General features: G+C 73.6%; 18 protein-coding genes. 13 read left to right on the top strand and 5 right to left on the bottom strand.

The genetic code is table 11. The features are described 5' to 3' along the window. Positions 1–73: 73 nt before the first annotated feature. Positions 74–868, bottom strand: a complete 795-nt coding sequence (locus tag amrb99_RS14115; protein WP_190856393.1) for a VOC family protein — start codon at positions 866–868, stop codon at positions 74–76. Between the two features lie 268 nt (positions 869–1,136). Between amrb99_RS14115 and amrb99_RS14120 the strand changes: the two genes are divergently transcribed. The 3 genes from amrb99_RS14120 to amrb99_RS14130 all read left to right on the top strand — a co-directional run bounded on the left by amrb99_RS14120 (position 1,137) and on the right by amrb99_RS14130 (position 4,071). Then, positions 1,137–2,735, top strand: coding sequence for an ATP-binding cassette domain-containing protein (locus amrb99_RS14120; protein ID WP_190856394.1), 1,599 nt, complete (start codon positions 1,137–1,139; stop codon positions 2,733–2,735). A gap of 116 nt (positions 2,736–2,851) precedes the next feature. Further along, complete coding sequence (locus tag amrb99_RS14125) at positions 2,852–3,064, top strand: helix-turn-helix domain-containing protein (RefSeq protein WP_021596738.1); 213 nt, start codon at positions 2,852–2,854, stop codon at positions 3,062–3,064. Positions 3,065–3,261: 197 nt separating this feature from the next. Beyond that, a complete protein-coding gene (locus amrb99_RS14130) occupies positions 3,262–4,071 on the top strand; it encodes an enoyl-CoA hydratase/isomerase family protein (protein ID WP_190856395.1) in 810 nt (269 codons plus the stop codon). 106 nt (positions 4,072–4,177) lie between these two features. Here amrb99_RS14130 and amrb99_RS14135 read toward each other — a convergent pair whose 3' ends face one another. After that, entirely contained in the window at positions 4,178–6,100 is a 1,923-nt protein-coding gene (locus tag amrb99_RS14135; protein ID WP_190856396.1) for a Xaa-Pro dipeptidyl-peptidase, read from the bottom strand. 254 nt (positions 6,101–6,354) lie between these two features. On the opposite strand from amrb99_RS14135, the gene amrb99_RS14140 reads away from it, so the two are divergent. Continuing rightward, positions 6,355–8,328, top strand: a complete 1,974-nt coding sequence (locus tag amrb99_RS14140) for an ABC transporter ATP-binding protein (RefSeq protein WP_190856449.1) — start codon at positions 6,355–6,357, stop codon at positions 8,326–8,328. 28 nt (positions 8,329–8,356) lie between these two features. Here amrb99_RS14140 and amrb99_RS14145 read toward each other — a convergent pair whose 3' ends face one another. Continuing rightward, entirely contained in the window at positions 8,357–9,340 is a 984-nt protein-coding gene (locus amrb99_RS14145) for a sulfotransferase (RefSeq protein ID WP_190856397.1), read from the bottom strand. Positions 9,341–9,446: 106 nt separating this feature from the next. Between amrb99_RS14145 and amrb99_RS14150 the strand changes: the two genes are divergently transcribed. The 4 genes from amrb99_RS14150 (at position 9,447) to amrb99_RS14165 (ending at position 13,438) form a co-directional block, all read left to right on the top strand. Further along, the gene (locus amrb99_RS14150; protein WP_190856398.1) at positions 9,447–10,214 is read left to right on the top strand and encodes a Sir2 family NAD-dependent protein deacetylase; all 768 of its coding nucleotides are present in this window, start codon (positions 9,447–9,449) and stop codon (positions 10,212–10,214) included. Positions 10,215–10,305: 91 nt separating this feature from the next. After that, positions 10,306–11,394: an LD-carboxypeptidase gene (locus amrb99_RS14155; RefSeq protein WP_190856399.1), complete on the top strand. Its 1,089-nt coding sequence runs from the start codon at positions 10,306–10,308 to the stop codon at positions 11,392–11,394. Continuing rightward, positions 11,391–12,281: a hypothetical protein gene (locus tag amrb99_RS14160; RefSeq protein ID WP_190856400.1), complete on the top strand. Its 891-nt coding sequence runs from the start codon at positions 11,391–11,393 to the stop codon at positions 12,279–12,281. The genes amrb99_RS14155 and amrb99_RS14160 overlap by 4 nt, the downstream gene beginning before the upstream one ends. 2 nt (positions 12,282–12,283) lie before the next feature. Then, complete coding sequence (locus amrb99_RS14165) at positions 12,284–13,438, top strand: glycerate kinase (protein ID WP_347256670.1); 1,155 nt, start codon at positions 12,284–12,286, stop codon at positions 13,436–13,438. A gap of 33 nt (positions 13,439–13,471) precedes the next feature. On the opposite strand, the gene amrb99_RS14170 is transcribed toward amrb99_RS14165, so the two are convergent. Continuing rightward, on the bottom strand, positions 13,472–14,098 hold the full coding sequence (locus tag amrb99_RS14170) for a hypothetical protein (protein ID WP_190856401.1): 627 nt from the start codon (positions 14,096–14,098) through the stop codon (positions 13,472–13,474). 100 nt (positions 14,099–14,198) lie between these two features. Here amrb99_RS14170 and amrb99_RS14175 point away from each other — a divergent pair, with 100 nt between their 5' ends. Continuing rightward, positions 14,199–15,650: a PLP-dependent aminotransferase family protein gene (locus amrb99_RS14175; RefSeq protein ID WP_190856451.1), complete on the top strand. Its 1,452-nt coding sequence runs from the start codon at positions 14,199–14,201 to the stop codon at positions 15,648–15,650. A gap of 24 nt (positions 15,651–15,674) precedes the next feature. Here amrb99_RS14175 and amrb99_RS14180 read toward each other — a convergent pair whose 3' ends face one another. Beyond that, the gene (locus tag amrb99_RS14180) at positions 15,675–16,109 is read right to left on the bottom strand and encodes a CBS domain-containing protein (RefSeq protein WP_190856402.1); all 435 of its coding nucleotides are present in this window, start codon (positions 16,107–16,109) and stop codon (positions 15,675–15,677) included. A gap of 283 nt (positions 16,110–16,392) precedes the next feature. Here amrb99_RS14180 and amrb99_RS14185 point away from each other — a divergent pair, with 283 nt between their 5' ends. From amrb99_RS14185 to amrb99_RS14200, 4 genes are read left to right on the top strand one after another with little or no spacing between them, the layout of a single operon-like run. Beyond that, complete coding sequence (locus amrb99_RS14185) at positions 16,393–17,694, top strand: FAD-dependent oxidoreductase (RefSeq protein ID WP_190856403.1); 1,302 nt, start codon at positions 16,393–16,395, stop codon at positions 17,692–17,694. Positions 17,695–17,708: 14 nt separating this feature from the next. After that, the gene (locus amrb99_RS14190) at positions 17,709–18,986 is read left to right on the top strand and encodes an ABC transporter substrate-binding protein (protein WP_190856404.1); all 1,278 of its coding nucleotides are present in this window, start codon (positions 17,709–17,711) and stop codon (positions 18,984–18,986) included. After that, positions 18,983–19,918 (top strand): sugar ABC transporter permease, encoded by a 936-nt coding sequence (locus tag amrb99_RS14195; protein ID WP_190856405.1) that lies wholly within the window; start codon positions 18,983–18,985, stop codon positions 19,916–19,918. Before amrb99_RS14190 ends, amrb99_RS14195 begins: the two co-directional genes overlap by 4 nt. After that, entirely contained in the window at positions 19,918–20,748 is an 831-nt protein-coding gene (locus amrb99_RS14200) for a carbohydrate ABC transporter permease (protein WP_190856406.1), read from the top strand. The genes amrb99_RS14195 and amrb99_RS14200 overlap by 1 nt, the downstream gene beginning before the upstream one ends. Positions 20,749–20,754 lie beyond the last annotated feature (6 nt).

Here is a 20,754-nt window from a genome sequence, read left to right on the forward strand (position 1 = left end):
GAACGGCGGGGCCGGCGCCGGACGGCGGGGGGCCGCGCGCGGGGGCCCGGGCGCCCCGGGCCCCCGCGGGCGGTCATCCCTGCTCGGGCGCGGGCTTCATCACGTGGAACGGCACCCCGAACGGGTCCCGTACGGCCGCGGACCGGCCGTACGGGCTGTCGGCGGGCCCCGAGTCGACCGTGCCGCCGCCCGCGGTGACCTTCCGGACCGCCTCGTCCGCGTCGTCGACCGCGAAGTAGGTCATCCACGTCGGCACGGCGGTCCGGCCGTTGCCGAGCACCATGTCCGCGCCGCCGAGCATCCCGCCGATGTAGCGCCCGTCGGAGGCGCGCCGCAGGACGGTGTAGTCCATGTCGCCCGGCATCGGCTCGAGCTCGTAGCCGAACACCGCCTGGTAGAAGTCGCCCGCCGCCTTGGCGTCGGGGGTGACCAGCTCGTTCCAGACGAACGAGCCCGGCTCGTTCACGATCGCCGAGCCGTGGTGCTCCCGCCCCTGCCACAGCCCGAACTGGCCGCCCTGCGGGTCCCTGACGATCGCCATGCGGCCGATCGACATCACGTCCATGGGCGGCACGACCACCGCGCCCCCCGCGTCCGCGGCCCGCTTGGCGAGGCCGTCGCAGTCGTCCGCGGCGAAGTAGACGGTCCACCAGTACTCGTCCGGCGCGTCGTCCGGGTTCTGCATCATCCCCGCGACCGGCGCTCCGCGCAGCTTGCACTGGTTGTAGTGGCCCGCCTCCGGCCCCGCGTCCTCGAACTGCCAGCCGAGGAGCGTCCCGTAGAACGTCCTGGCCCGCTCGATGTCGGGCACGCCGATGTCCAGCCAGTTGGGCGTCCCGTCCGGCAGGTTGCCCGTGACCTGGGTCATCCGACTCACACTCCTTCGTGCCGGGGCGTCCGGCCCCGGGCGTCCGCCGTCGCCCGCCGTACTCCCATCCTGGCCCGCGGCGCGGCGTTCACACATCCGCCCGGCCCGATCGGCATGGCCGGGAGCGGCCCGCGTGTCACGTACACTGTGGTGATGGTTTCGCTCCCGAGTTGACAGGCCGCCCAGCGCGCCCCGGTCGGATGGACCGCGCGGCGCGCTGTTTCGTGCGCCTGTCCATCGAGCCGTCCGTCAGGGGAGCCCTGTCACTGTGATCATCGCGAAAGACATCGAGCTGCGCGCCGGGTCCCGGCTGCTGATCGAGTCCGCCTCGTTCCGGGTCAACCCCGGCGACCGGGTCGGCCTGGTCGGCCGCAACGGCGCGGGCAAGACCACCCTCACCAAGGTGCTGGCCGGGGAGTCGATCCCCGCGCAGGGCGGCGTCACGTCGTCGGGCACCATCGGCTACCTCCCGCAGGACCCGCGCGGCGTCGACCTCGACGAGCTGGCCCGCGACCGCATCCTGTCGGCCCGCGGGCTGGACGAGGTCGTCCGCAAGCTGCGCGCCGCCGAGGAGGCGATGGCCACCGCGACCGGCGAGGAGCGCGACAAGGCCGTCCGCCGGTACGGGCGGCTCGAGGAGCGGCTGCACGTGCTCGGCGGCTACTCCGCCGAGGCCGAGGCCGCCTCGATCGCCTCCAGCCTCGGGCTCCCCGACCGGGTGCTGGGGCAGCCGCTCGGCACCCTGTCGGGCGGGCAGCGGCGCCGCGTCGAGCTGGCCCGCATCCTGTTCTCCGGCGCCGACACGCTGCTGCTGGACGAGCCGACCAACCACCTGGACGCCGACTCGATCGTCTGGCTGCGCGACTTCCTGAAGTCGCACCAGGGCGGCCTGGTCGTGATCAGCCACGACGTCGACCTGCTCGGCGTGGTGGTCAACCGGGTCTTCCACCTGGACGCCAACCGCAGCGTGATCGACATCTACAACGTCGGCTGGAAGAAGTACCTCGACCAGCGGGAGACCGACGAGCGGCGGCGCAGGCGCGAGACGGCCAACGCGCAGCGGCAGGCGTCGGCGCTGCTGTCGCAGGCCGACAAGATGCGCGCGAAGGCGACCAAGGCCAAGGCGGCGCAGCAGATGGACCGGCGGGCCCGGCAGCTGCTCGCCGGCGTCGAGGGGGAGCGGCAGGCCGACAAGGTGGCCAAAATTCGCTTCCCGGACCCGGCACCTTGTGGCAAAACCCCCCTTACCGCCGAGGGTTTGTCGAAATCGTACGGATCTTTGGAGATTTTCACCGACGTGGACCTGGCCATCGACCGGGGCAGCCGCGTCGTCGTGCTGGGCCTGAACGGGGCGGGGAAGACCACCCTTCTGCGCATGCTGGCGGGGGTCGACAAGCCCGACACCGGGACCGTCGTGGCCGGGCACGGGCTGCGGATCGGCTACTACGCCCAGGAGCACGAGACGCTCGACGTGGAGCGCTCGGTGCTGGAGAACATGCAGTCGGCCGCGCCCGGCCTCGCACCCGTCGAGGTCCGCAAGATCCTGGGCTCGTTCCTGTTCTCCGGCGACGACGTCGACAAGCCCGCGGGCGTGCTGTCCGGCGGCGAGAAGACCCGGCTGGCACTGGCGATGCTGGTGGTGTCCAGCGCCAACGTCCTGCTGCTGGACGAGCCCACCAACAACCTCGATCCGGCCAGCCGCGAGGAGATCCTCGGGGCGCTGCGCACCTTCGCCGGGGCCATCGTCCTGGTGACCCACGATGAGGGTGCGGTGGACGCGCTGCGGCCGGAAAGAGTGATTTTGCTGCCCGATGGTGTCGAAGACATCTGGAGTGACGAGTTTGCCGATCTGGTGGCACTTGCGTGACCTGCAGGGTGCCTTCCGCAGATCTTTTCTGGCCGAGTGGGTAGCCGAACGCGCGGGAATGACTGATCATGGCGGGGGATAACGCAGCGGTCACCACATCACTACGGGAGGTACTCGTGGCCGAGACCCTCAAGAAGGGCACCCGCGTGACCGGTGCCGAGCGCGACAAGCTGGCGGCGGACCTCAAGAAGAGGTACGACTCCGGCGAGAGCATCCGCGCCCTGGCAGCCGCCACCGGCCGCTCGTACGGCTTCATCCACCGGATCCTGACGGAGTCGGGAGTCAACCTGCGCGGTCGCGGCGGCGCGACCCGGGGCAAGAAGTCCTGACCGGACGAACGTTCCGAACGGACGCGGGTCCACCACGGCCCGAGGTCCGGGACGGACGACTTCCCCCGGATGAGCGCACCGCCTGATCCGTCGCCGCGGCCCACCGAGTAGGGTTCGGTCGCGGCGGCGGGCAGGACGGGTCCCGCCTCGTGGACGGCGGGGCGGGCCCGCCGTGCTCGTCGGAAGGGGAAGTGTCGATGGCGGACGCGAACGCCTGGGTGGAGACGGCCACCGCGGCCGGGCCGGCGGAGGAGGCACTGGCCGAGGCCGGGCTGCGGCTGGAGGTCGACGGGGCGGTCGCGACCGTCACGCTGAACCGGCCGGAGCGGCGCAACGCCATGACGTTCGCCACCTGGCGCGGCCTGGCGGCGATCGGGCGGTCGCTGCCGGAGGGCGTGCGGGTGGTCGTGCTGCGCGGCGCCGGTCCCTCGTTCTCGGCGGGCATCGACCTGTCGATGTTCTCCGGCGAGGGCGGCGAGGGCTTCGCCGACGGCTCCGACGCCGCGGCGACCGACCGCTTCATCGCCGAGCTGCAGGAGGGGTACACCTGGCTGCGGCGCCCCGAGATCGTCACCGTCGCGGCGGTGCACGGGCACGCCATCGGCGGCGGGTTCCAGCTCGCCCTGGCCTGCGACATCCGCGTCGCCGCCGACGACGTCAAGTTCTGCATGAAGGAGCCCGCGCTCGGGCTCGTCCCCGACCTCACCGGCACCAAGCCGCTGGTGGAGATCGTCGGGATCGGGCGCGCCCTGGAGCTGTGCCTGACGGCCCGGACCGTGCACGCCGAGGAGGCGGCCCGGCTCGGCCTCGCCGAGATCGTCGTGCCGCGGGACGGCCTGGACGCCGCCGTCGCCGAGCTCGTCGCGTCCCTCCTCGCCGTGAACCCCGGTGCCGCCGTGGCCACCAAGCGGCTGCTGTGGGAGGCGCCGCAGAACAGCCTGGAGCAGCAGTGCGCCGCCGAGCGCCGCGAGCAGATCGGCCGCCTCCGCGAGCTCTTCGGCAAGTGACCCTCCCGCCTTCTGCGCACGCGCCCCGCTCCCGCCATCGTTGACGTGCGGCGAGCCGCCGTCATGGGTGCGTCCATGACGGCGGCTCGCCGCGAGGCAACGCGGGTCAGCCCAGGGCCTCGCGGCCGCCGCGGGCGAGCGGGAGGTCGATGCCGCTGACGCCCGTCCTCGCCGTGACGACGGTTCCGGCGGGGTAGCGCAGCGTGTAGTCGTGGTCGGTGGACAGCAGGATCACGCCGAGCCGGTGACCGGCCTTGACGGTGTAGTCGGTCGGCTGGAGGTCCCACCGGAACGCGTAGGTGCGTCCCGGCGCGATCGGGTCGGTGCGGCTGAAGCTCTTCCGGTTCCGCGCGTCCAGCCAGCCCCGCGTGATGATCTTGTACGGGGCGGTCTGCATGGCGAGGGCCTGCCGGGTGGTGCAGCCCTCGTCGCCCGGGACGCTCTGCCCGTAGCAGACCCTCTGCCCGGTGTCGACGCGGGCGCCGGTCGGCCGGCTGTCGGTGCCGTAGTCGACCAGCAGCGCCGTCAGGTAGGGCGAGCGGCCGTCCAGGGACGCGCGCAGCGACATCGACGGGGTGCCGTCGATCCGGACGGGGCGGTCCAGCGTCCCGGTGAGGTAGGCGAGCCGGTTCGGATCGGCCTGGCCCTCGTTCGCGAGCAGGTCCTCGGCGGTGCGGGTCTTGCCCGCGTCGGTGAACGACTGCGTGGCGCCCGCTCCGGCCCTCAGATCGAGCGTGCCGGGTTGGCCGGCCGGGCCCGCGTCCAGGTGGACGGGGACGGTGCGGGTTCCCGGAACGGGCCAGTCCTTGGCGGTCTCCCAGGTCCCGTCCGCGTGCTCGATGTCGACGCGCGGCTCCTTGTCGATCCCGTTGCGGATCCCGTACAGGTAGCGGTCGAACCAGTGGAGCGTCTGCCGCAGCCACTCCTCCACGCGCCAGCGGAACGGCGTGGAGTGGTTGCCCTGGTGCAGCCACAGCTTGCGCGGCACACCCGCCTTCTTCAGCGCGTCCCACCACTGGACGGAGTTCTTGAGCTTCACGTTCCAGTCGTTGAGCCCGTGCACCACCATGACGGCCGCGTGCACGTTCCGCGCCTGGCCGACGTAGTCGCGCTCGGCCCAGACCTTGCCGTAGTCGCCGGTCTCGCGGTCCTGGGTCGCCTCGATCTGATCGATGACCTTCCGGCAGACCTCGGGGTCCTTGCGGGTCAGCACGGCCTTCGCCAGCACGTCCAGGTCCTCGCCCTGGTAGCCGCCCGGCGCGACGACGCCGCCGCCCGCGCGGTAGTAGTCGTACCAACTGCTGATCCCGGCGATCGGGACGATGGCCTTCAGGCCCTCGACGCCGGACGCCGCGGCCATGTTCGGCAGCGTCCCGTCGTAGGACTGGCCGATCATGCCGACGTTCCCGGTGGACCAGGTGGCCGTGACGGGCGTGCCGTCCGGCGCCCAGCCGCGGGCGCGGCCGTTCAGCCAGTCGACGGCGGCCTTGGCGCCCGCCTGCTCGCTGCGGTCCCCGGACGTCGGGCAGCCGGTGGAGCCGCCCGTCCCGATGCTGTCGAGGTCGGCGACGGCGTACCCGCGCGGCAGGAAGTAGTTGTCGTAGTAGCCGGGGAACATCTCCGCGAGGTTCCGCTGGGTGGTCGTCAGCGCGCGGGCCCGCGCGTCGCCGATGTCCACCGGGTGGTTCGGGACGTCGTTGATGCCGGCCCAGTACGGGCTCGGCTCCATGATCGTCGGGACCTTGAGGCCGGCGGTGTCGGTCTCCTTCGGCCGCATGATCCGCAGTTGGACGCGGTCGCGCACGCCGTCGTGGTCGCTGTCGGCGGTGGTCTCGATGTTCACGGTCTGCGTGACGGCGTCGGCGCGCGAGAACACCGGCTGGGTCTCGCCGTCGGCGACGGTCAGCCGGTGCGGCGGCGCGGCGGGCGCGGATCTCGCGGACGCGGACGCCGCGGGCAGTGCGGTGGCGAGCAGCGCGGCGGCGGCGGCCAGTGCGGCGGCGGCCGCGCCCGCTCGTGGCGGGCGCATGCGCGTGCGCTGTGGTGAGCGCTGGGACACAGGGGCTCCTGGGGGGTGAGAGCCTGAAGTTGTTGATCACATTAACCACCGGTTCGGGCGGGAAGTCCAGAGCCGTTACGCCGTGAGCGGAGCGGGGAAGCGCGGCGGCCGGGCGCGCGTTGTCCCGTCGGATACTGAGATGCTTACTTGATTACGTTCCAGCGCGCCCTCGCTCCCGCCGGGCGCGCGGCGACCCCTCGGAGGCAGTAGTGGGCATGCCGGGAATGCCGGGCAACGGCTGGCAGGTGATGGCCTCGTTCCGGCGGGACGAGTCGGTCACGCAGCAGCGGCTCAAGCCCGGCACGATCAAGCGGATCGCGGGCTACGCCCGCCCCTACAGCCGCGACCTGGTCCTGTTCCTCGGCCTGAACGCGCTCGCCGCGCTGGTCGTCGTCGCCAACCCGCTGCTGCTGAAGTCGATCATCGACCGCGGCATCCTGCACCACCGGCAGGACCTGGTGATCTGGCTCGCCGTCGCGGTGGCCGGGCTCGCCCTGATGGACGCGGTGCTCGGGCTCGCGCAGCGCTGGTACTCCGCGCGCATCGGCGAGGGCCTGATCTACGACCTGCGCAGCGAGGTGTTCGGGCACGTCCAGCGCCAGCCCGTCGCGTTCTTCATGCGGGCGCAGACCGGGTCCCTCGTCAGCCGGCTCAACAACGACGTCATTGGGGCGCAGCGGGCGCTCACCACCACGCTGTCGTCGGTGGTCTCCAACGTGATCAGCCTGATCCTGGTGCTGGTCACGATGATGATCCTGTCCTGGCAGGTGACGGTGATCGCCCTGCTGCTGCTCCCGGTGTTCATCCTGCCGGCCAAGTGGGTCGGCAAGCGGCTGTCGCGGATCAGCCGCGAGCAGATGGTGCTGGACGCCGAGATGAGCTCGCTCATGACCGAGCGGTTCAACGTCGCCGGCGCCATGCTCGCCAAGCTCTACGGCCGTCCCGCCGAGGAGGAGGAGAACTTCTCCGGGCGCGCCGCGCGGGTCCGCGACATCGGGGTCGTCTCCGCCATGTACGGGCGGGTGTTCTTCACCGGCCTGACCCTCGTCGCCGCGCTCGCCACCGCGATGGTCTACGGCGTCGGCGGCTACCTGGTCGTCGACGGCAGCTTCCAGCTCGGCACGCTCGTCGCCCTCGCCACCTTGCTCACCCGGATGTACGGCCCGCTCACCGCGCTGTCCAACGTCCACGTGGACGTCATGACGGCGCTCGTCAGCTTCGACCGGGTCTTCGAGGTGCTCGACCTCAAGCCGCTGATCCGCGACCGCGAGGGCGCCCGGACGCTGGCGGAGGCGCGCGAGGCCGGGGCGGCGGAGCCGGCCAGGTCCAACGGCAACGGCGCCGCCCGGCGAGGCGCCCCGGCGATCCGGTTCGAGCACGTCAGGTTCGGCTACCCGTCCGCCGACGAGGTGTCGCTGGCGTCGCTGGAGTCGATCGCCCGCGCCGACCACGCCCCCGGCAAGGAGGTGCTGCACGACGTCGACTTCACCGCCGAGCCCGGGCAGCTCGTCGCGCTGGTCGGCCCGTCCGGCGCCGGCAAGTCGACCATCACGCACCTGGTGTCGCGGCTGTACGACGTGTCGGACGGCGCGGTGCGGATCGGCGGCGTGGACGTCCGCGACATCACCCTCGACTCGCTGCGCGCCGAGGTCGGCGTGGTCAGCCAGGACGCGCACCTGTTCCACGACACGATCCGCGAGAACATGCGCTACGCCCGTCCGGACGCCACCGACGAGGAGATCCTCGCCGCGCTGGACGCCGCGCAGATCGGCGGGCTCGTCGCGGGCATGCCGGAGGGCCTCGACACCGTCGTCGGGGACCGCGGCTACCGGCTGTCGGGCGGCGAGAAGCAGCGGCTGGCCATCGCGCGGCTGCTGCTGAAGGCGCCCTCGGTGGTGGTGCTGGACGAGGCGACCGCGCACCTGGACTCCGAGTCGGAGGCCGCCGTCCAGGAGGCGCTGCGGACGGCCCTGGCCGGACGGACCTCGCTGGTGATCGCGCACCGGCTGTCCACGATCCGGGAGGCCGACCAGATCCTGGTGATCGAGGAGGGCCGTGTCGCCGAGCGCGGCCGCCACGAGGAGCTGCTGCTGGAGGGCGGGCTGTACGCCGAGCTGTACCGGACCCAGTTCTCCCACCAGAAGGACGAGGAGCGGGCGACCGAGCCGCTGGGCGCCGAGCCGCTGGGCGCCGAGTAGCGGGACGCGGGGTAGCGGGACGCCGGGCTCAGGCGTCCGTGCTGAGCCGGTAGCCGAGGCGCTGCAGCTCGGTGCCCGCGACCTTCTCGACCTGCGCGAGCTGTCGGGGCGTCAGGCGGTCCCGCCAGGCGCCGACGGCGTGCTCGGTGCCGGCCTCGTCCGGCCCGCCGCGCCCCCCGGCCCGGACGAGGCCGGAGAGGGTCGTCTTCGACAGGTCCGCGTCCAGATACCGCGACATCTCGGCGGCGACCCGGCGCGGCCGGGCGACCAGGTCCTCGTAGCGGACGGTGAACAGCTGCTCCTCGGGCACCTGCAGCCGCAGCTTCGCGCTGAGGCGCACCGAACCGCGCCAGCGCAGCGCGCACTTCACCGCCGTCGCCGCGCGCGGCCAGCGGTTGCGGTCGGTGTGGTCCTCGACCCCGAGGAACGGGTTCGGGAAGACCGTGTCGAGGTTGGCCAGCCCCGGCTTGAACCACGCCAGGCACCGGTCGTCGGCGAGCATGTCGGCGACCGCGTCCCGGCCGTCCCGGATCACCTGGACGAGCTGGGCGTCGGGGAACGCGTCCAGCAGCACGTCGGCGCTGTAGATCAGGTCGGGGGAGGCGTCGGCGTACCGGGCGATGCCGCGCGGCTGCACGCACGGCTCCTCCACGTCGCCGTCGTGCACCGGCCGGCCGCGCAGCACCGCCGGGCGCGGCGGCAGCCCGGCCAGCTCCCGGCAGTCGTCCGGGCACTCCGCGCAGGCCCGCGCGGAGATCTGCCAGGCCTCGGCGTAGGCGTCGCGGATCACCCGGGCCGCCCCCGTGCCGCGCTCGGTGGCGATGGCGGGCCGGCGGGCGAAGGCGTAGATCACGCGGAGCACGCCGGGACGCCCGGTGGTGAGGTGGAACCCGGCGGACCGCTTGACGGCGCGCGCGAGGAGATCGGCACCCGAGTGCGGCGCGCCCAGGATGAAGACCGGGCGGTGGACCTTGGTGCCGTTGATCACCAGGATGTGCGGCGTCGACCTCATACCCGGACAAGTTTGTCACCTTTTGAGAGCCGGGCGGGCCGTGACGCACCGTAGCGGGCACCCGAAACCGGGACGCGCGGGATCGTTCGGCCCCTAACCTTGAGGAATGGACGCACCCCTCACGCTCGCCGGGCTGCTGCCGCAGGCGGCGTCGATCACCGTCCTCACCGGCGCCGGGATCTCCACCGACAGCGGCATCCCCGACTTCCGCGGCCCCCAGGGCGTCTGGACCAAGGACCCCTCCGCCGAGGCCATGTCCACGATCGGCGCCTACATCGCCGACCCCGAGGTGCGCCGGCGCTCCTGGCGCGCCCGCCGCGACCATCCGGCCTGGCACGCCGAGCCGAACGCCGCGCACGCCGCCCTCGTCGAGCTGGAGCGGGCCGGCCGCCTGCGCGCGCTGATCACCCAGAACATCGACGGGCTGCACCAGCGGGCCGGGTCCGGCCCGGAGACCGTGATCGAGATCCACGGCACCATGCGCGACGCGGTGTGCCTGTCCTGCGGCCTGCGCACCCCGATGCCGGAGGTCCTCGCCCGGGTCGACGCGGGGGAGGACGACCCGCCCTGCACCGCCTGCGGCGGCATCCAGAAGTCCGCGACGATCTCCTTCGGGCAGGCGCTGGAGCAGGACGTCCTCGACGCGGCGATCACCGCGGCGCGCTCCTGCGACCTGTTCCTCGCCGTCGGCACCTCGCTCACCGTGCAGCCCGCCGCCGGGCTGTGCCTGGAGGCCGCCGACCACGGCGCCCGGCTGGTGATCATGAACGCCGAGCCGACCCCCTACGATGGGCTGGCGGACGCGGTGCTGCGCACGCCGATCGGCGAGGCGCTGCCGCGGCTGGCCCGCATCGCCCTCGGCGGCGGGCGTTGATCCGTTGGCGGGTCGTGACCGGGCGCCCCTTCCGCTGGCGGCCGGATCCTGACAAGCTCTATCCGTTGCGGTGCGAGGAGGGATCGGGTTGATGAGCGGGGGCGCCCGCGCGGAGGGGGTCGAGGGGCCGTCCGACGCGCCCGCCGCAGGCTTGCCCGGCGAACGGCCGGCACGGGGGAGGACCCGCAGGTACGGACGTCTGCGCCCGGGGGACCGGGTCGCGGTCGTCGCGCCCAGCGGTCCCGCCGAGCCGGCGCGGCTCGAGGCGGGCTGCGCGGTGCTGCGCGACCTCGGCCTTGACGTCGTGGTCGGCAAGCACGCCCTCGACCGTGTCAACCTCGGCGCCCCGGGGCCCGTCCGGGACGACTGGCACCGGCTCGCCGGCGCCGACGCCGACCGCGCCGCCGACCTCCAGGCCGCCTGGTGCGACCCGCGCGTCCGCGCGGTGATCTGCGCGCGCGGCGGCTACGGCGCCACCCGCGTCCTCGACCACCTCGACTGGGACGCCCTCGCGGCCGCCGCGGAGGCGGCCGCCGCCCCGAAGATCCTGCACGGCTCCAGCGACATCACCGCGCTGCACGCGGCGTTCGGCGCGCGCCTCGGCGTCACCACGTCGTTCGGCCCGATGCCCGCCGGCCTGATCGCCGATTTCGGCGGCCCGGACCCGCACGGCGACCTGGCCGCCACCCTGGACGGCCTGCGCGCCGCGCTGTTCGGCGGCCCCGTCGCGCTGCCCGGCACGCACGCCCTGCGCCCCGGACTCGCCGAGGGCCCGCTCACCGGCGGCACCCTCACCCTGATCACCGCACTGCTCGGCACCCCGTACGCCCCGCCGCCCGCGAAGGGCCGCATCGTTTTCCTGGAGGACGTCACGGAGGCGCCGTACCGGATCGACCGGATGCTCGTCCAGCTGCTCCAGGCCGGCTGGTTCGACGGCGCGGCGGGCGTCGCGCTCGGCTCGTGGGAACGCTCCGGCGACCCCGCCGAGCTGGACGCCGTGTTCGCCGCGCGGCTCGGGCCGCTCGGCGTCCCCGTCCTCGCCGGCCTGCCCGCCGGGCACGGCGCCCGGCAGTTCACGCTCGAGCTCGGCGCGCCCGCGGTGCTCGACGCGTCCGGCGATCTGAACCCCGGGCCGGACGGCGGCGTACTGACCCTGGAAGCGCCGGGAGGTGTGCGATGAGCGGCCGGCACGCCCGTCCCGACCCGTGGGACGACGGAACACTGGACTCGCTGCTGGTACTGGTGGCCGAGAGCCTCGGTTACGCCTGCCATCGGGCGCCCGGCGAGGTGATGCTGCTGGAGGGCGCCAACCGGCTGCACGTCAGCATGCGCGACCTGCGGCAGCTCGCCCGGATGGTGCCGCGCGACGACTGGCCGGCGCTGGTGTCCGACCACGTCACCACGATCGTCACCGCGATCGAGGAGCCCCTCGACCTCAGCGACTTCGACCTCGCCCAGCACCTGCTGCGCACCCGGATCTACCCGGCCGAGGCCGACAACGGGGTGCTCGCGGCCCGGCCGTTCGCGCCCGGGCTGATCGAGGCGGTCGTGGTCGACACCCCCACCACCGTCCGGACGGTCACCACCGACGAGATGAACGGCTGGCCGGTCTCCGGCGACGCGCTGTTCATGCTCGGCCGCGCCAACGTGCGCGCCGACGGACCGCTCCAGCTCGACGAGCAGGACCTCGGCGGCGTCCGGGTGTCGGTGCTGCACGGCTGGACGTTCTACGCCGTCACCCACCTGGCGTGGCTGGAGGAGTACCTGCCGATCGGCCCGCACGGCGCGCTGGTCATCGCGCCGAACCGGAGCCTGATTGTCGCGCACGCGCTGCGGATGTCGGAGGTCCACCCGCGGGCCCGCTACCGCGCCGCCGTGGCGGCCGCGAACGAGTTGCAGGCGCAGGCGCACCGCGCCTACGAGGAGGGGCCGGGCTCGCTCAGCCCGCACCTGTACTGGTGGCGCGCCGGCGAGCTGACCTACCTGGAGACCCGTTACGAGGGCGACTCGCTCGTCCTGCCGCGCGACTTCACGTCCGTGCTGGCCACGACGACCGCGGAGTACTGAACGTGAAGATCGTCATCGCTCCCGACTCGTTCAAGGGGAGCCTGTCCGCGGCGGAGGTCTGCGCGGCGGTGGAGGCCGGGGCGCTGCGCGCCGTGCCGGGCGCCGAGGTGGTCCGCGTGCCGATGGCCGACGGCGGCGAGGGCACCCTCGACTGCTTCGTGGCCGCACGCGGCGGCGACCTGGTCGAGGTCGCCGCGACCGACCCGGTGGGCCGGCCGGTGAAGGCGGCCTACGCGCTGTCGGGCGACGGCCGGTCGGCCGTCGTCGAGCTGGCCGCCGCGTCCGGGCTCCCGCTGGTGGAGGATGTCCCGGCCGACCCGATGGGCGCCGGCACGGCCGGCACCGGCGAGCTGATCGCCGACGCCGTCCGGCGCGGCGCGCGGGACGTGCTGGTCTGCATCGGCGGCAGCGCCAGCACCGACGGCGGCACCGGGCTGCTGCGCGCGCTCGGCGTCCGCTTCCTGGACGCGGCCGGCGCGGAGCTGCCGCCCGGCGGCGCCGCGCTGGCGCGCCTCGACGCGATCGACGACTCCGGCGTCCCGGACGCGGTGCGCGACGTCCGGTTCCGGGTCGCCTGCGACGTCACCAACCCGCTCGTCGGCCCGGAGGGCGCCGCCGCGGTGTTCGGGCCGCAGAAGGGCGCCGGCCCCGCGCAGGTCCGCGAGCTGGACGCGGCGCTCGCCCGGTTCGCCGACGTGGTCGCCGGGCGGTTCGGCGTCCGCGTCCACGACCTGCCCGGCGCCGGCGCGGCAGGCGGCACCTGCGGCGGCCTGGTCGGCGTGCTCGGCGCCGAGCCGTCCCCCGGCGCGCGGCTCGTCGCCGAGGCCGTCGGCCTGGACGGCGCGCTGGACGGCGCCGACCTCGTGATCACGGGCGAGGGGCGGGTGGACGGCCAGAGCGCCGGCGGGAAGGTGGTCTCCGCCGTCGCCGCCCTGGCCAGGGGCCGCGCGATCCCCGTCGTGGCGCTCGCCGGCGGCGTCACCGGCCCGCTGGACGAGCTGCACGCCCTCGGCCTCACCGCCGCCTTCAGCATCGCCGACGGGCCCCGCACGCTGGACGCCCTCAAGGCCGAGGCCGCGCCGCTGCTGAGCGCTCTCGCGGAGCAGGCCGTGCGTGTCTATGTGGGGCGCCCCCCCACACCCCCCGCTGCGGGGTGAGGGGGCCAGCCCCACACCCCTGGTGGGGGCCGGTCAGGCGGCGATCGGTTGCGGGTCCTCGGTGGGTACCGGGGTCTCCGGGGTCTTGATCTGCAAGGCCGGCAGGAAGACGTGCGAGAGCGGCCCGATCGCCACGGCGTACAGGACGGTGCCGACGCCGACGGTGCCGCCGAGCAGCCAGCCGACGGCGAGGACGCTCAGCTCGATCCCGGTGCGCACGACCCGGATCGAGTGCCCCCGCGCGGCCAGGCCGGTCATCAGGCCGTCGCGCGGGCCCGGTCCGAGGCCCGCGCCGATGTAGCAGCCGGTCGCGAACCCGCCGGCCACCACGCCGAGGAGCAGGAACGCCCAGCGGGCGGCGAGCGCGTCCGGGCTCGGCAGCAGCCAGAGGAACAGGTCGGCGAACGCGCCGATGAGCAGGACGTTGCTGATCGTGCCGAGGCCGGGCCGCTGCCGCAGCGGGATCCACGCGAGCATCACCACCGCCCCCGCGATGATGATCCACGTGCCGATCGACAGCCCGAACCGGCGGGACAGGCCCTGGTGGAAGACGTCCCACGGGTCGTTCCCGAGCCGGGAGGACACCTGCAGCGCGATCCCGAAGCCGTACAAGGCCAATCCCGCGTAGAGCTGCACGAGGCGCCGGGTCCTCAAGGCCATTTCTTACTCCAGATGGGTGTCAGGTCCGATTCCTGCCCTATTCTGCCGGAGGGTGGCCTGGTAATAGCAGGGCCAATATGCGAAAGTGGTCTGTGTGAGCATGCGTTACGTCAGCGGCACCCAACTGGCCCGGCTGCTGGGCGACGTCCCGCGCGAGCGTCCCGTCTACGCCGCGCTCGCCCGCGCCGTCCGGACCCTCGTCCTCGACGGCCGGCTCGCGCTGCGGACCCGGCTGCCCGCCGAGCGGGACCTCGCCGCCGCGCTCGGCGTCAGCCGCACCACCGTGACCGCCGCCTACGACCGGCTGCGCGAGGAGGGCTACATCGAGAGCCGGCAGGGCGCCGGGAGCTGGACGGCGCTGCCGCCGGTCCGCATGTCGTCCGCCGAGCCGGCCCCCGGCGGGCGGTACGGGATGGCGCACCCGGTGCCCGACGACCCGGCGTTCGTCGACCTCGGCTGCGCGACGCCCGGCGCCCCGGAGATCTTCAACGAGGCGGTCGCCGCCGCCGTGGAGGAGCTGCCCCGCTACAGCGGCGGCCCCGGTTACGAGCCCGCCGGGCTGGCCGGGCTGCGCGAGGTGATCGCCGCGGGCTACGAGGCGCGCGGGGTGCCGACCCGCCCGGACCAGATCGTCGTCACGACCGGCGCGCAGCACGCGTTCACGCTGCTGACGCAGACGCTCGTGGAGCCCGGCGACCCGGTGATGGTGGAGCGCCCGACCTACCCGCACGCGCTGGGCGCGCTGCGGCGGCGCGGCGCCCGGCTCGTCCCGGTCGGGGTGAACGAGGGCTGGGACATGGAGCTGGTCGCGGGCAGCATGCGGCAGGCCGCCGTCCGGATGGCCTACACGATCGCCGACTTCCACAACCCGACCGGCCGGCTGATGTCCGCCGACGACCGGGCCGCGCTGGTCGACGCGGCGCGCCGCGCGGACGCGTTCGTCGTCGCCGACGAGACCTTCGCCGACCTCGCGCACGACCCGGACGCGCCGCGCATGCCGCCGGTCGCCGCCTACGACACCGGCGGGCGCGTCGCCACCATCGGGTCGGCGTCCAAGCTGATGTGGGGCGGGCTGCGCATCGGCTGGATCCGCACCACCGGGCCCCTCGCGCGGCGGCTGGTGCTCGCCCGCGAGCCGTTCGACATGGCGAGCCCGGTGCTCGACCAGCTGATCGTCCGCGAGCTGCTGCTGCGGATCGAGGACGTGCGGGCCGAGCGCGCGGCGACGCTGCTGCGCAACCGGGACGCGCTCGCCGCGGCGCTGCGGGAGTTGCTGCCCGGCTGGGAGTTCCGCCTGCCCGACGGCGGCATGTCCCTGTGGGTGCGGCTGGGCGCGCCCGTCGCCACCGTGCTCGCCGAGACCGCCGAGCGGCTCGGCGTGCGGGTCGTCGCGGGCCCGGTGTTCGGGGTGGACGGCGTCCTGGAGGACTACGTCCGCCTGCCCTACGTGCTGCCGCCCGACACCCTGCGCGACGCGGTGGAGCGGCTCGCGCACGCCTACCGCGAGGTGCAGGCGGCCCCGGCGCCCCGCCCCCTGCCCGCCTACGTCTGACGGGCGCCTAGGGCGGGGGGACGGTCACGGCGCCCGCTGGATGTAGTCGACGAGGTGCTCGCGCTCGCTCTCCAGCTCGTCGATGGCGCTCTTGACGACGTCGCCGATGCTGACGATGCCGGCGAGGCGCCCGCCGTCGACGACGGGGACGTGCCGGAACCGGTTCTCGGTCATGGTGCGGCGCAGGTCGTCGACGTCGTCGGCGGGACCGCAGGTGCGCACCTCGGTGGTCATGATCTCGGACACGGGGTGGTCGAGCAGCGCCGCGCCGCGGTCGTGCATGCGCCGCACGACGTCGCGTTCGGTGACGATGCCGGCGATGGCCGCGCCGTCCGGCGAGACCACCGCCGCCCCGATGTTGTGCTCGGCGAGGACGGCGAGCAGCCGGCGCACGGTGGCGTCCGGCGTCACCGTCGCCACCGTGTCTCCCTTCCTCCGCAGGATCTCGCGAATCCGCATGGCTCACGCTCCGGTGCCGGTATCGGACCCGTGGCGGGCGTCCGCCGGGGGGCTGTTCCTGACAAGGTCGCATGGTTCGGCGTCCGGGAAAACCCCGGCACGGTACATCATTTCCGGACCGGTGGCGGACGGGCACCGGCCCGGCGACGCGCCGGGGGATGCCCGGCGCGTCCTGACAGGTCGTGTTCACCCGACCCCGGTCCGTGGACGCCGATCACGGGTCACGTAATGTGGTCTCTTGATCACTCAGTGAAGGCCGTCCTAGGTGACCAGGGAGCCCGCCGTGCCCGTACCGCGAATTGTGATCATGGGCGCCGGCTTCGCCGGCTACAACACAGCCCGCGCGCTGGAGCGCCTGCTCCGGCCAGCCAAGGCCGAGATCGTGATGGTGGCGCCGTTCGGCTACACGCTGTACCAGCCGCTGCTGCCGCAGGTCGCGGGCGGCGTGCTGGACCCGCGCGCCATCGCCGGGCCGCTGCACCGGCTGCTGCGCCGCACCCAGCTGCTGCCGGGCAAGGTGCGCGGCGCCGACCTGCACGAGCGGACCATCGACGTCGAGAAGATCGACGGGACGAAGGTGACGGTGCGCTACGACCGGCTCGTCCTCGCGGCGGGCAGCGTGACCCGCACCTTCGACATCCCGGGCCTGCGGGAGCATGCGCACGGCCTGAAGAACCTCGCCGAGGCGGTCTACCTGCGCGACCATGTGATCGCCCAGCTGGAGCTGGCGAACGCCAGCATGGACCCGGCGGAGCGGGCCGCGCGGCTGGGGTTCCTGGTCGTCGGCGGCGGCTACTCGGGGGTGGAGACCTGCGCGAACCTGCAGCTGCTCACCACCAAGGCGCTGCGCCGGTTCCCGCGCCTGGATCCGGCGCTGCTGACCTGGACGCTGATCGACATCGCCCCGAAGCTGCTGCCGGAGCTCGGCGAGCGGCTCGGCCGGGAGGCGATGCGGCTGCTCAGCCGCCGCGGCGTCGACATCCGGCTCGGCACCACCCTCGAACGGCTGGAACCGCACTGCGCGCACCTGACCGACGGGACGACGCTACCGTGCCGCACCGCGATCTGGACGGCCGGCGTCACCCCCAGCCCGGTGATCTCCACGCTGAACCTGCCCGCCGACCGCGGCCGGGTCCGGGTCGGCGCGGACCTGCGGCTCGCCGAGTTCCCCGACGTGTACGCGGTCGGGGACGCGGCCGCCGTGCCCGACCTGACGCGCGGCGGCGACGCGGTGTGCCCGCCGACGGCGCAGCACGCCACCCGGCAGGCCCGCGTCGCCGCGCACAACATCGCGGCGTCGCTGCTCGGCCACGAGCCCCGCCAGTACCGGCACAAGGACCTCGGCCTCGTGGTCGACCTCGGCGGCGTCCAAGCGGTCGCGCGGCCGTTCGGGGTGGAGCTGACCGGGATCGTCGCGCAGGCCGTGACCCGCGGCTACCACCTGGTGACGGTCCCGTCGGTGTCGGCGCGGGCGCGGGTCCTCGGCCAGTGGCTGATCCACGCCGCGGCCGGCGACGACCTGATCCGGCTCGGGCTGCTCGACCCGCGGACCAGCAGCCTCGTCGACGTCGAACACAGCTTGTGACCAGGGCGCTGCCGATGGGGCGTGCACTGTCTCCGGCGGGCGCGCCCGCCGGGCGCCGCGCGATCGCGGCGATGATGGCCGTACTGGCGGCCGGGACGGCGGCCGGCTGCGCGTCGGGCGCCTCGGGCACCCGTGTCGTGAACCTGTACAACGCGCCGCAGGAGAGCATCGGCGCGATCGCCGCCCGGTGCAACCGGGAGGCGCACGGCCGGTACCGGATCGTCGTCAACACGCTGCCGCGCGGCGCCGACGACCAGCGCGAGCAGCTGGTCCGGCGGCTGGCCGCGCGCGACTCCGGGCTGGACGTCCTCGGCCTCGACGTGACCTGGACCGCGGAGCTGGCGGAGGCCGGCTGGATCCGCGAGTGGACGGGTCGGTACGGCGCGGAGGCCCGCAAGGGCACCCTGCCCGGACCGCTCGCCACCGCGACCTGGGAGGGCCGGCTGTACGCGGCGCCGTACAACACCAACGTCCAGCTGCTGTGGTACCGCTCGGACCTGATCCCCCACCCGCCGTCCACCTGGGCGGGGCTGATCAAGGAGTCGGAGCGGCTCGCGGCCGCGGGCAAGCCGCACTACGGCGAGGTCACCGGCGCGCAGTTCGAGGGGCTCGTCGTCTGGTTCAACAGCCTCGTCGCGTCCGCCGGCGGGCGGATCCTCAGCCCCGACGGCCGCCGGGTCGAGATCGGCCCGTCCGCGGAGACGGCCCTGCGGACGATCCGGGCGTTCGCCCGGTCCAAGGCCGCGGCCGACCCGTCGATCTCCAACACCAAGGAGGACGACGCGCGGCTGGCGGTGGAGTCGGGCCGCGGCGCCTACGAGATCAACTGGCCGTTCGTGTATGCGTCGATGGCCAGCCTCCAGCCCAAGCTGGCGAAGAAGTTCAAGTGGGCGCCCTATCCCGGCATCACCGGGCCGGGGCGCGCGCCGCTCGGCGGGGCGAACTTCGCCGTCAGCCGCTACAGCGCGCAGCCGGACGCCGCGTTCCAGGCCGCGCTGTGCCTGCGGGACCCGGAGAGCCAGCGCGCCGCGGCGATCAGCGACGGGCTGCCGCCGGCCGTCGAGTCGGTGTACTGGGCGCCCGGGATGGCGAAGGCGTACCCGATGCGGCAGGCGATCCTCGACTCGCTCCGGAACGCCGCCGCCCGCCCCATGACCCCCACCTACCAGAACGTGTCGACGGTGACGGCGGTACGGCTCTCGCCGCCGTCGGCCATCGACCCGCCCCGCACGCTGCGCTCGCTGCGGGGCCTCATCGAGGACGCGTTGCAGAGCAAGGGGGTGCTTCCATGAACGAGGAGTTGAGCAGCACGGAGGCCATCCCGGTGGCGGGCCGGGCGGTGGCGGTGCCGAGCGCGAACCGCAGGTCGGAGCGGCGGCTCGGCTGGCTGCTGTGCGCGCCCGCCGCCGTGGTGATGCTCGCGGTCACCGGCTGGCCGATCGTGTACTCGGTGCTGCTGTCGCTGCAGCGCTTCGACCTGCGCTTCCCCGCCCGGAAGGCGTGGATCGGGGTGGACAACTACACGACGGTGCTGGGCAGTTCGTTCTGGTGGAACGCGTTCGCCGTCACCGTGCTCGTCACGGTCGTCAGCGTCGCGGTGGAGCTGGTCCTCGGCATGGTGATCGCGCTGGTGATGTACCGGACGATCGTCGGGCGCGGGCTGGTGCGGGCCCTCGTTCTGATCCCGTACGGGATCGTGACCGTCGCCGCCGCCTACGGCTGGAAGTACGCGTGGACGCCCGGCACCGGGTTCCTCACGCGGCTGCTGCCCGCGGGGTCGGCGCCGCTCACCGACCACTTCCCGGCCATCGGGGTCATCATCCTCGCGGAGATCTGGAAGACGACCCCGTTCATGGCGCTGCTGCTGATGGCTGGGCTGGCGCTGGTCCCGGAGGACGCGCTGAAGGCGGCGTCGACCGACGGCGCGACGGCCTGGCAGCGGTTCGTCCAGATCACGCTGCCGCTGATGAAGCCGGCGATCCTGGCCGCCCTGCTGTTCCGCACGCTGGACGCCTTCCGGATCTTCGACGACATCTTCGTGCTCACCAACGGCGCGCAGAACACCAGTTCGGTGTCGCTGATCGCCTACCACAACCTGATCGGCGGGCTGAACCTCGGCATCGGCTCCACCATGTCGGTGCTGATCTTCCTGGCCGTCGCCCTGATCGCGTTCGTGTTCGTCAAGGTGCTCGGCACGAGCGCGCCCGACGCCGGGAGGCGCTGATGGACCGCACCGCGGGCGGGATCACCCGCTGGAGCCTGGTCAACCTGCTGGTCCTGCTGTACGCGCTGGTCCCGGTCGTGTGGATCGCGTCGCTGTCGTTCAAGGACCCGTCGACCTTCTCCAACGGCACGTTCTTCCCGACCAAATGGACACTGCGCAACTACAGCGGCATCTTCGACAACGCGGACTTCGTCCGCGGGCTCGGCAACTCGATCGGCATCGGGCTGGTGTCGACGCTGGTCGCGATCGTGATCGGCACGATGGCCGCGTACGCGGTGGCCCGGCTGGACTTCCCCGGCAAGCCGCTGGTGCTCGGGCTGTCCCTGCTGATCGCGATGTTCCCGCAGATCTCCCTGGTCACGCCGCTGTTCGAGATCGAGCGGACGCTCGGGCTGTTCGACACCTGGCCGGGCCTGATCCTGCCGTACATCACCTTCGCGCTGCCGCTGACCATCTACACGCTGTCGACGTTCTTCAAGGAGATCCCGTGGGACCTGGAGAAGGCCGCCAAGATGGACGGCGCCACGCCGTTCCAGGCGTTCCGGCGGGTCATCGTCCCGCTGGCCACGCCCGGCGTCGTGACGACCGCGATCCTGGCGTTCATCGTGTGCTGGAACGACTTCCTGTTCTCCATCTCGCTGACATCCTCCAGCCGGGCGCGGACCGCGCCCGCGACGATCTCGTTCTTCACGGGGTCGTCGCAGTTCGAGGACCCGACCGGGTCGATCGCCGCGGCGGCCATCGTCATCACCGTGCCGATCGTGGTGTTCGTGCTGGTGTTCCAGCGCCGGATCGTGGCCGGGCTGACGTCCGGCGCGGTGAAGGGATGAGGCGGC

Origin of the sequence: Actinomadura sp. RB99, from assembly GCF_014706005.1 — a bacterium.
GTDB lineage: Bacteria > Actinomycetota > Actinomycetes > Streptosporangiales > Streptosporangiaceae > Spirillospora.

Coding starts and splice junctions, on each gene's coding strand:
- amrb99_RS14115 (WP_190856393.1), bottom strand. CDS start 868: ATGACCCAGGTCACGGGCAACCTGCCGGACGGGACGCCCAACTGGCTG.
- amrb99_RS14130 (WP_190856395.1), top strand. CDS start 3,262: ATGGCGGACGCGAACGCCTGGGTGGAGACGGCCACCGCGGCCGGGCCG.
- amrb99_RS14135 (WP_190856396.1), bottom strand. CDS start 6,100: ATGCGCCCGCCACGAGCGGGCGCGGCCGCCGCCGCACTGGCCGCCGCC.
- amrb99_RS14140 (WP_190856449.1), top strand. CDS start 6,355: ATGCCGGGCAACGGCTGGCAGGTGATGGCCTCGTTCCGGCGGGACGAG.
- amrb99_RS14145 (WP_190856397.1), bottom strand. CDS start 9,340: ATGAGGTCGACGCCGCACATCCTGGTGATCAACGGCACCAAGGTCCAC.
- amrb99_RS14150 (WP_190856398.1), top strand. CDS start 9,447: ATGGACGCACCCCTCACGCTCGCCGGGCTGCTGCCGCAGGCGGCGTCG.
- amrb99_RS14155 (WP_190856399.1), top strand. CDS start 10,306: ATGAGCGGGGGCGCCCGCGCGGAGGGGGTCGAGGGGCCGTCCGACGCG.
- amrb99_RS14160 (WP_190856400.1), top strand. CDS start 11,391: ATGAGCGGCCGGCACGCCCGTCCCGACCCGTGGGACGACGGAACACTG.
- amrb99_RS14170 (WP_190856401.1), bottom strand. CDS start 14,098: ATGGCCTTGAGGACCCGGCGCCTCGTGCAGCTCTACGCGGGATTGGCC.
- amrb99_RS14175 (WP_190856451.1), top strand. CDS start 14,199: ATGCGTTACGTCAGCGGCACCCAACTGGCCCGGCTGCTGGGCGACGTC.
- amrb99_RS14180 (WP_190856402.1), bottom strand. CDS start 16,109: ATGCGGATTCGCGAGATCCTGCGGAGGAAGGGAGACACGGTGGCGACG.
- amrb99_RS14190 (WP_190856404.1), top strand. CDS start 17,709: ATGGGGCGTGCACTGTCTCCGGCGGGCGCGCCCGCCGGGCGCCGCGCG.
- amrb99_RS14195 (WP_190856405.1), top strand. CDS start 18,983: ATGAACGAGGAGTTGAGCAGCACGGAGGCCATCCCGGTGGCGGGCCGG.
- amrb99_RS14200 (WP_190856406.1), top strand. CDS start 19,918: ATGGACCGCACCGCGGGCGGGATCACCCGCTGGAGCCTGGTCAACCTG.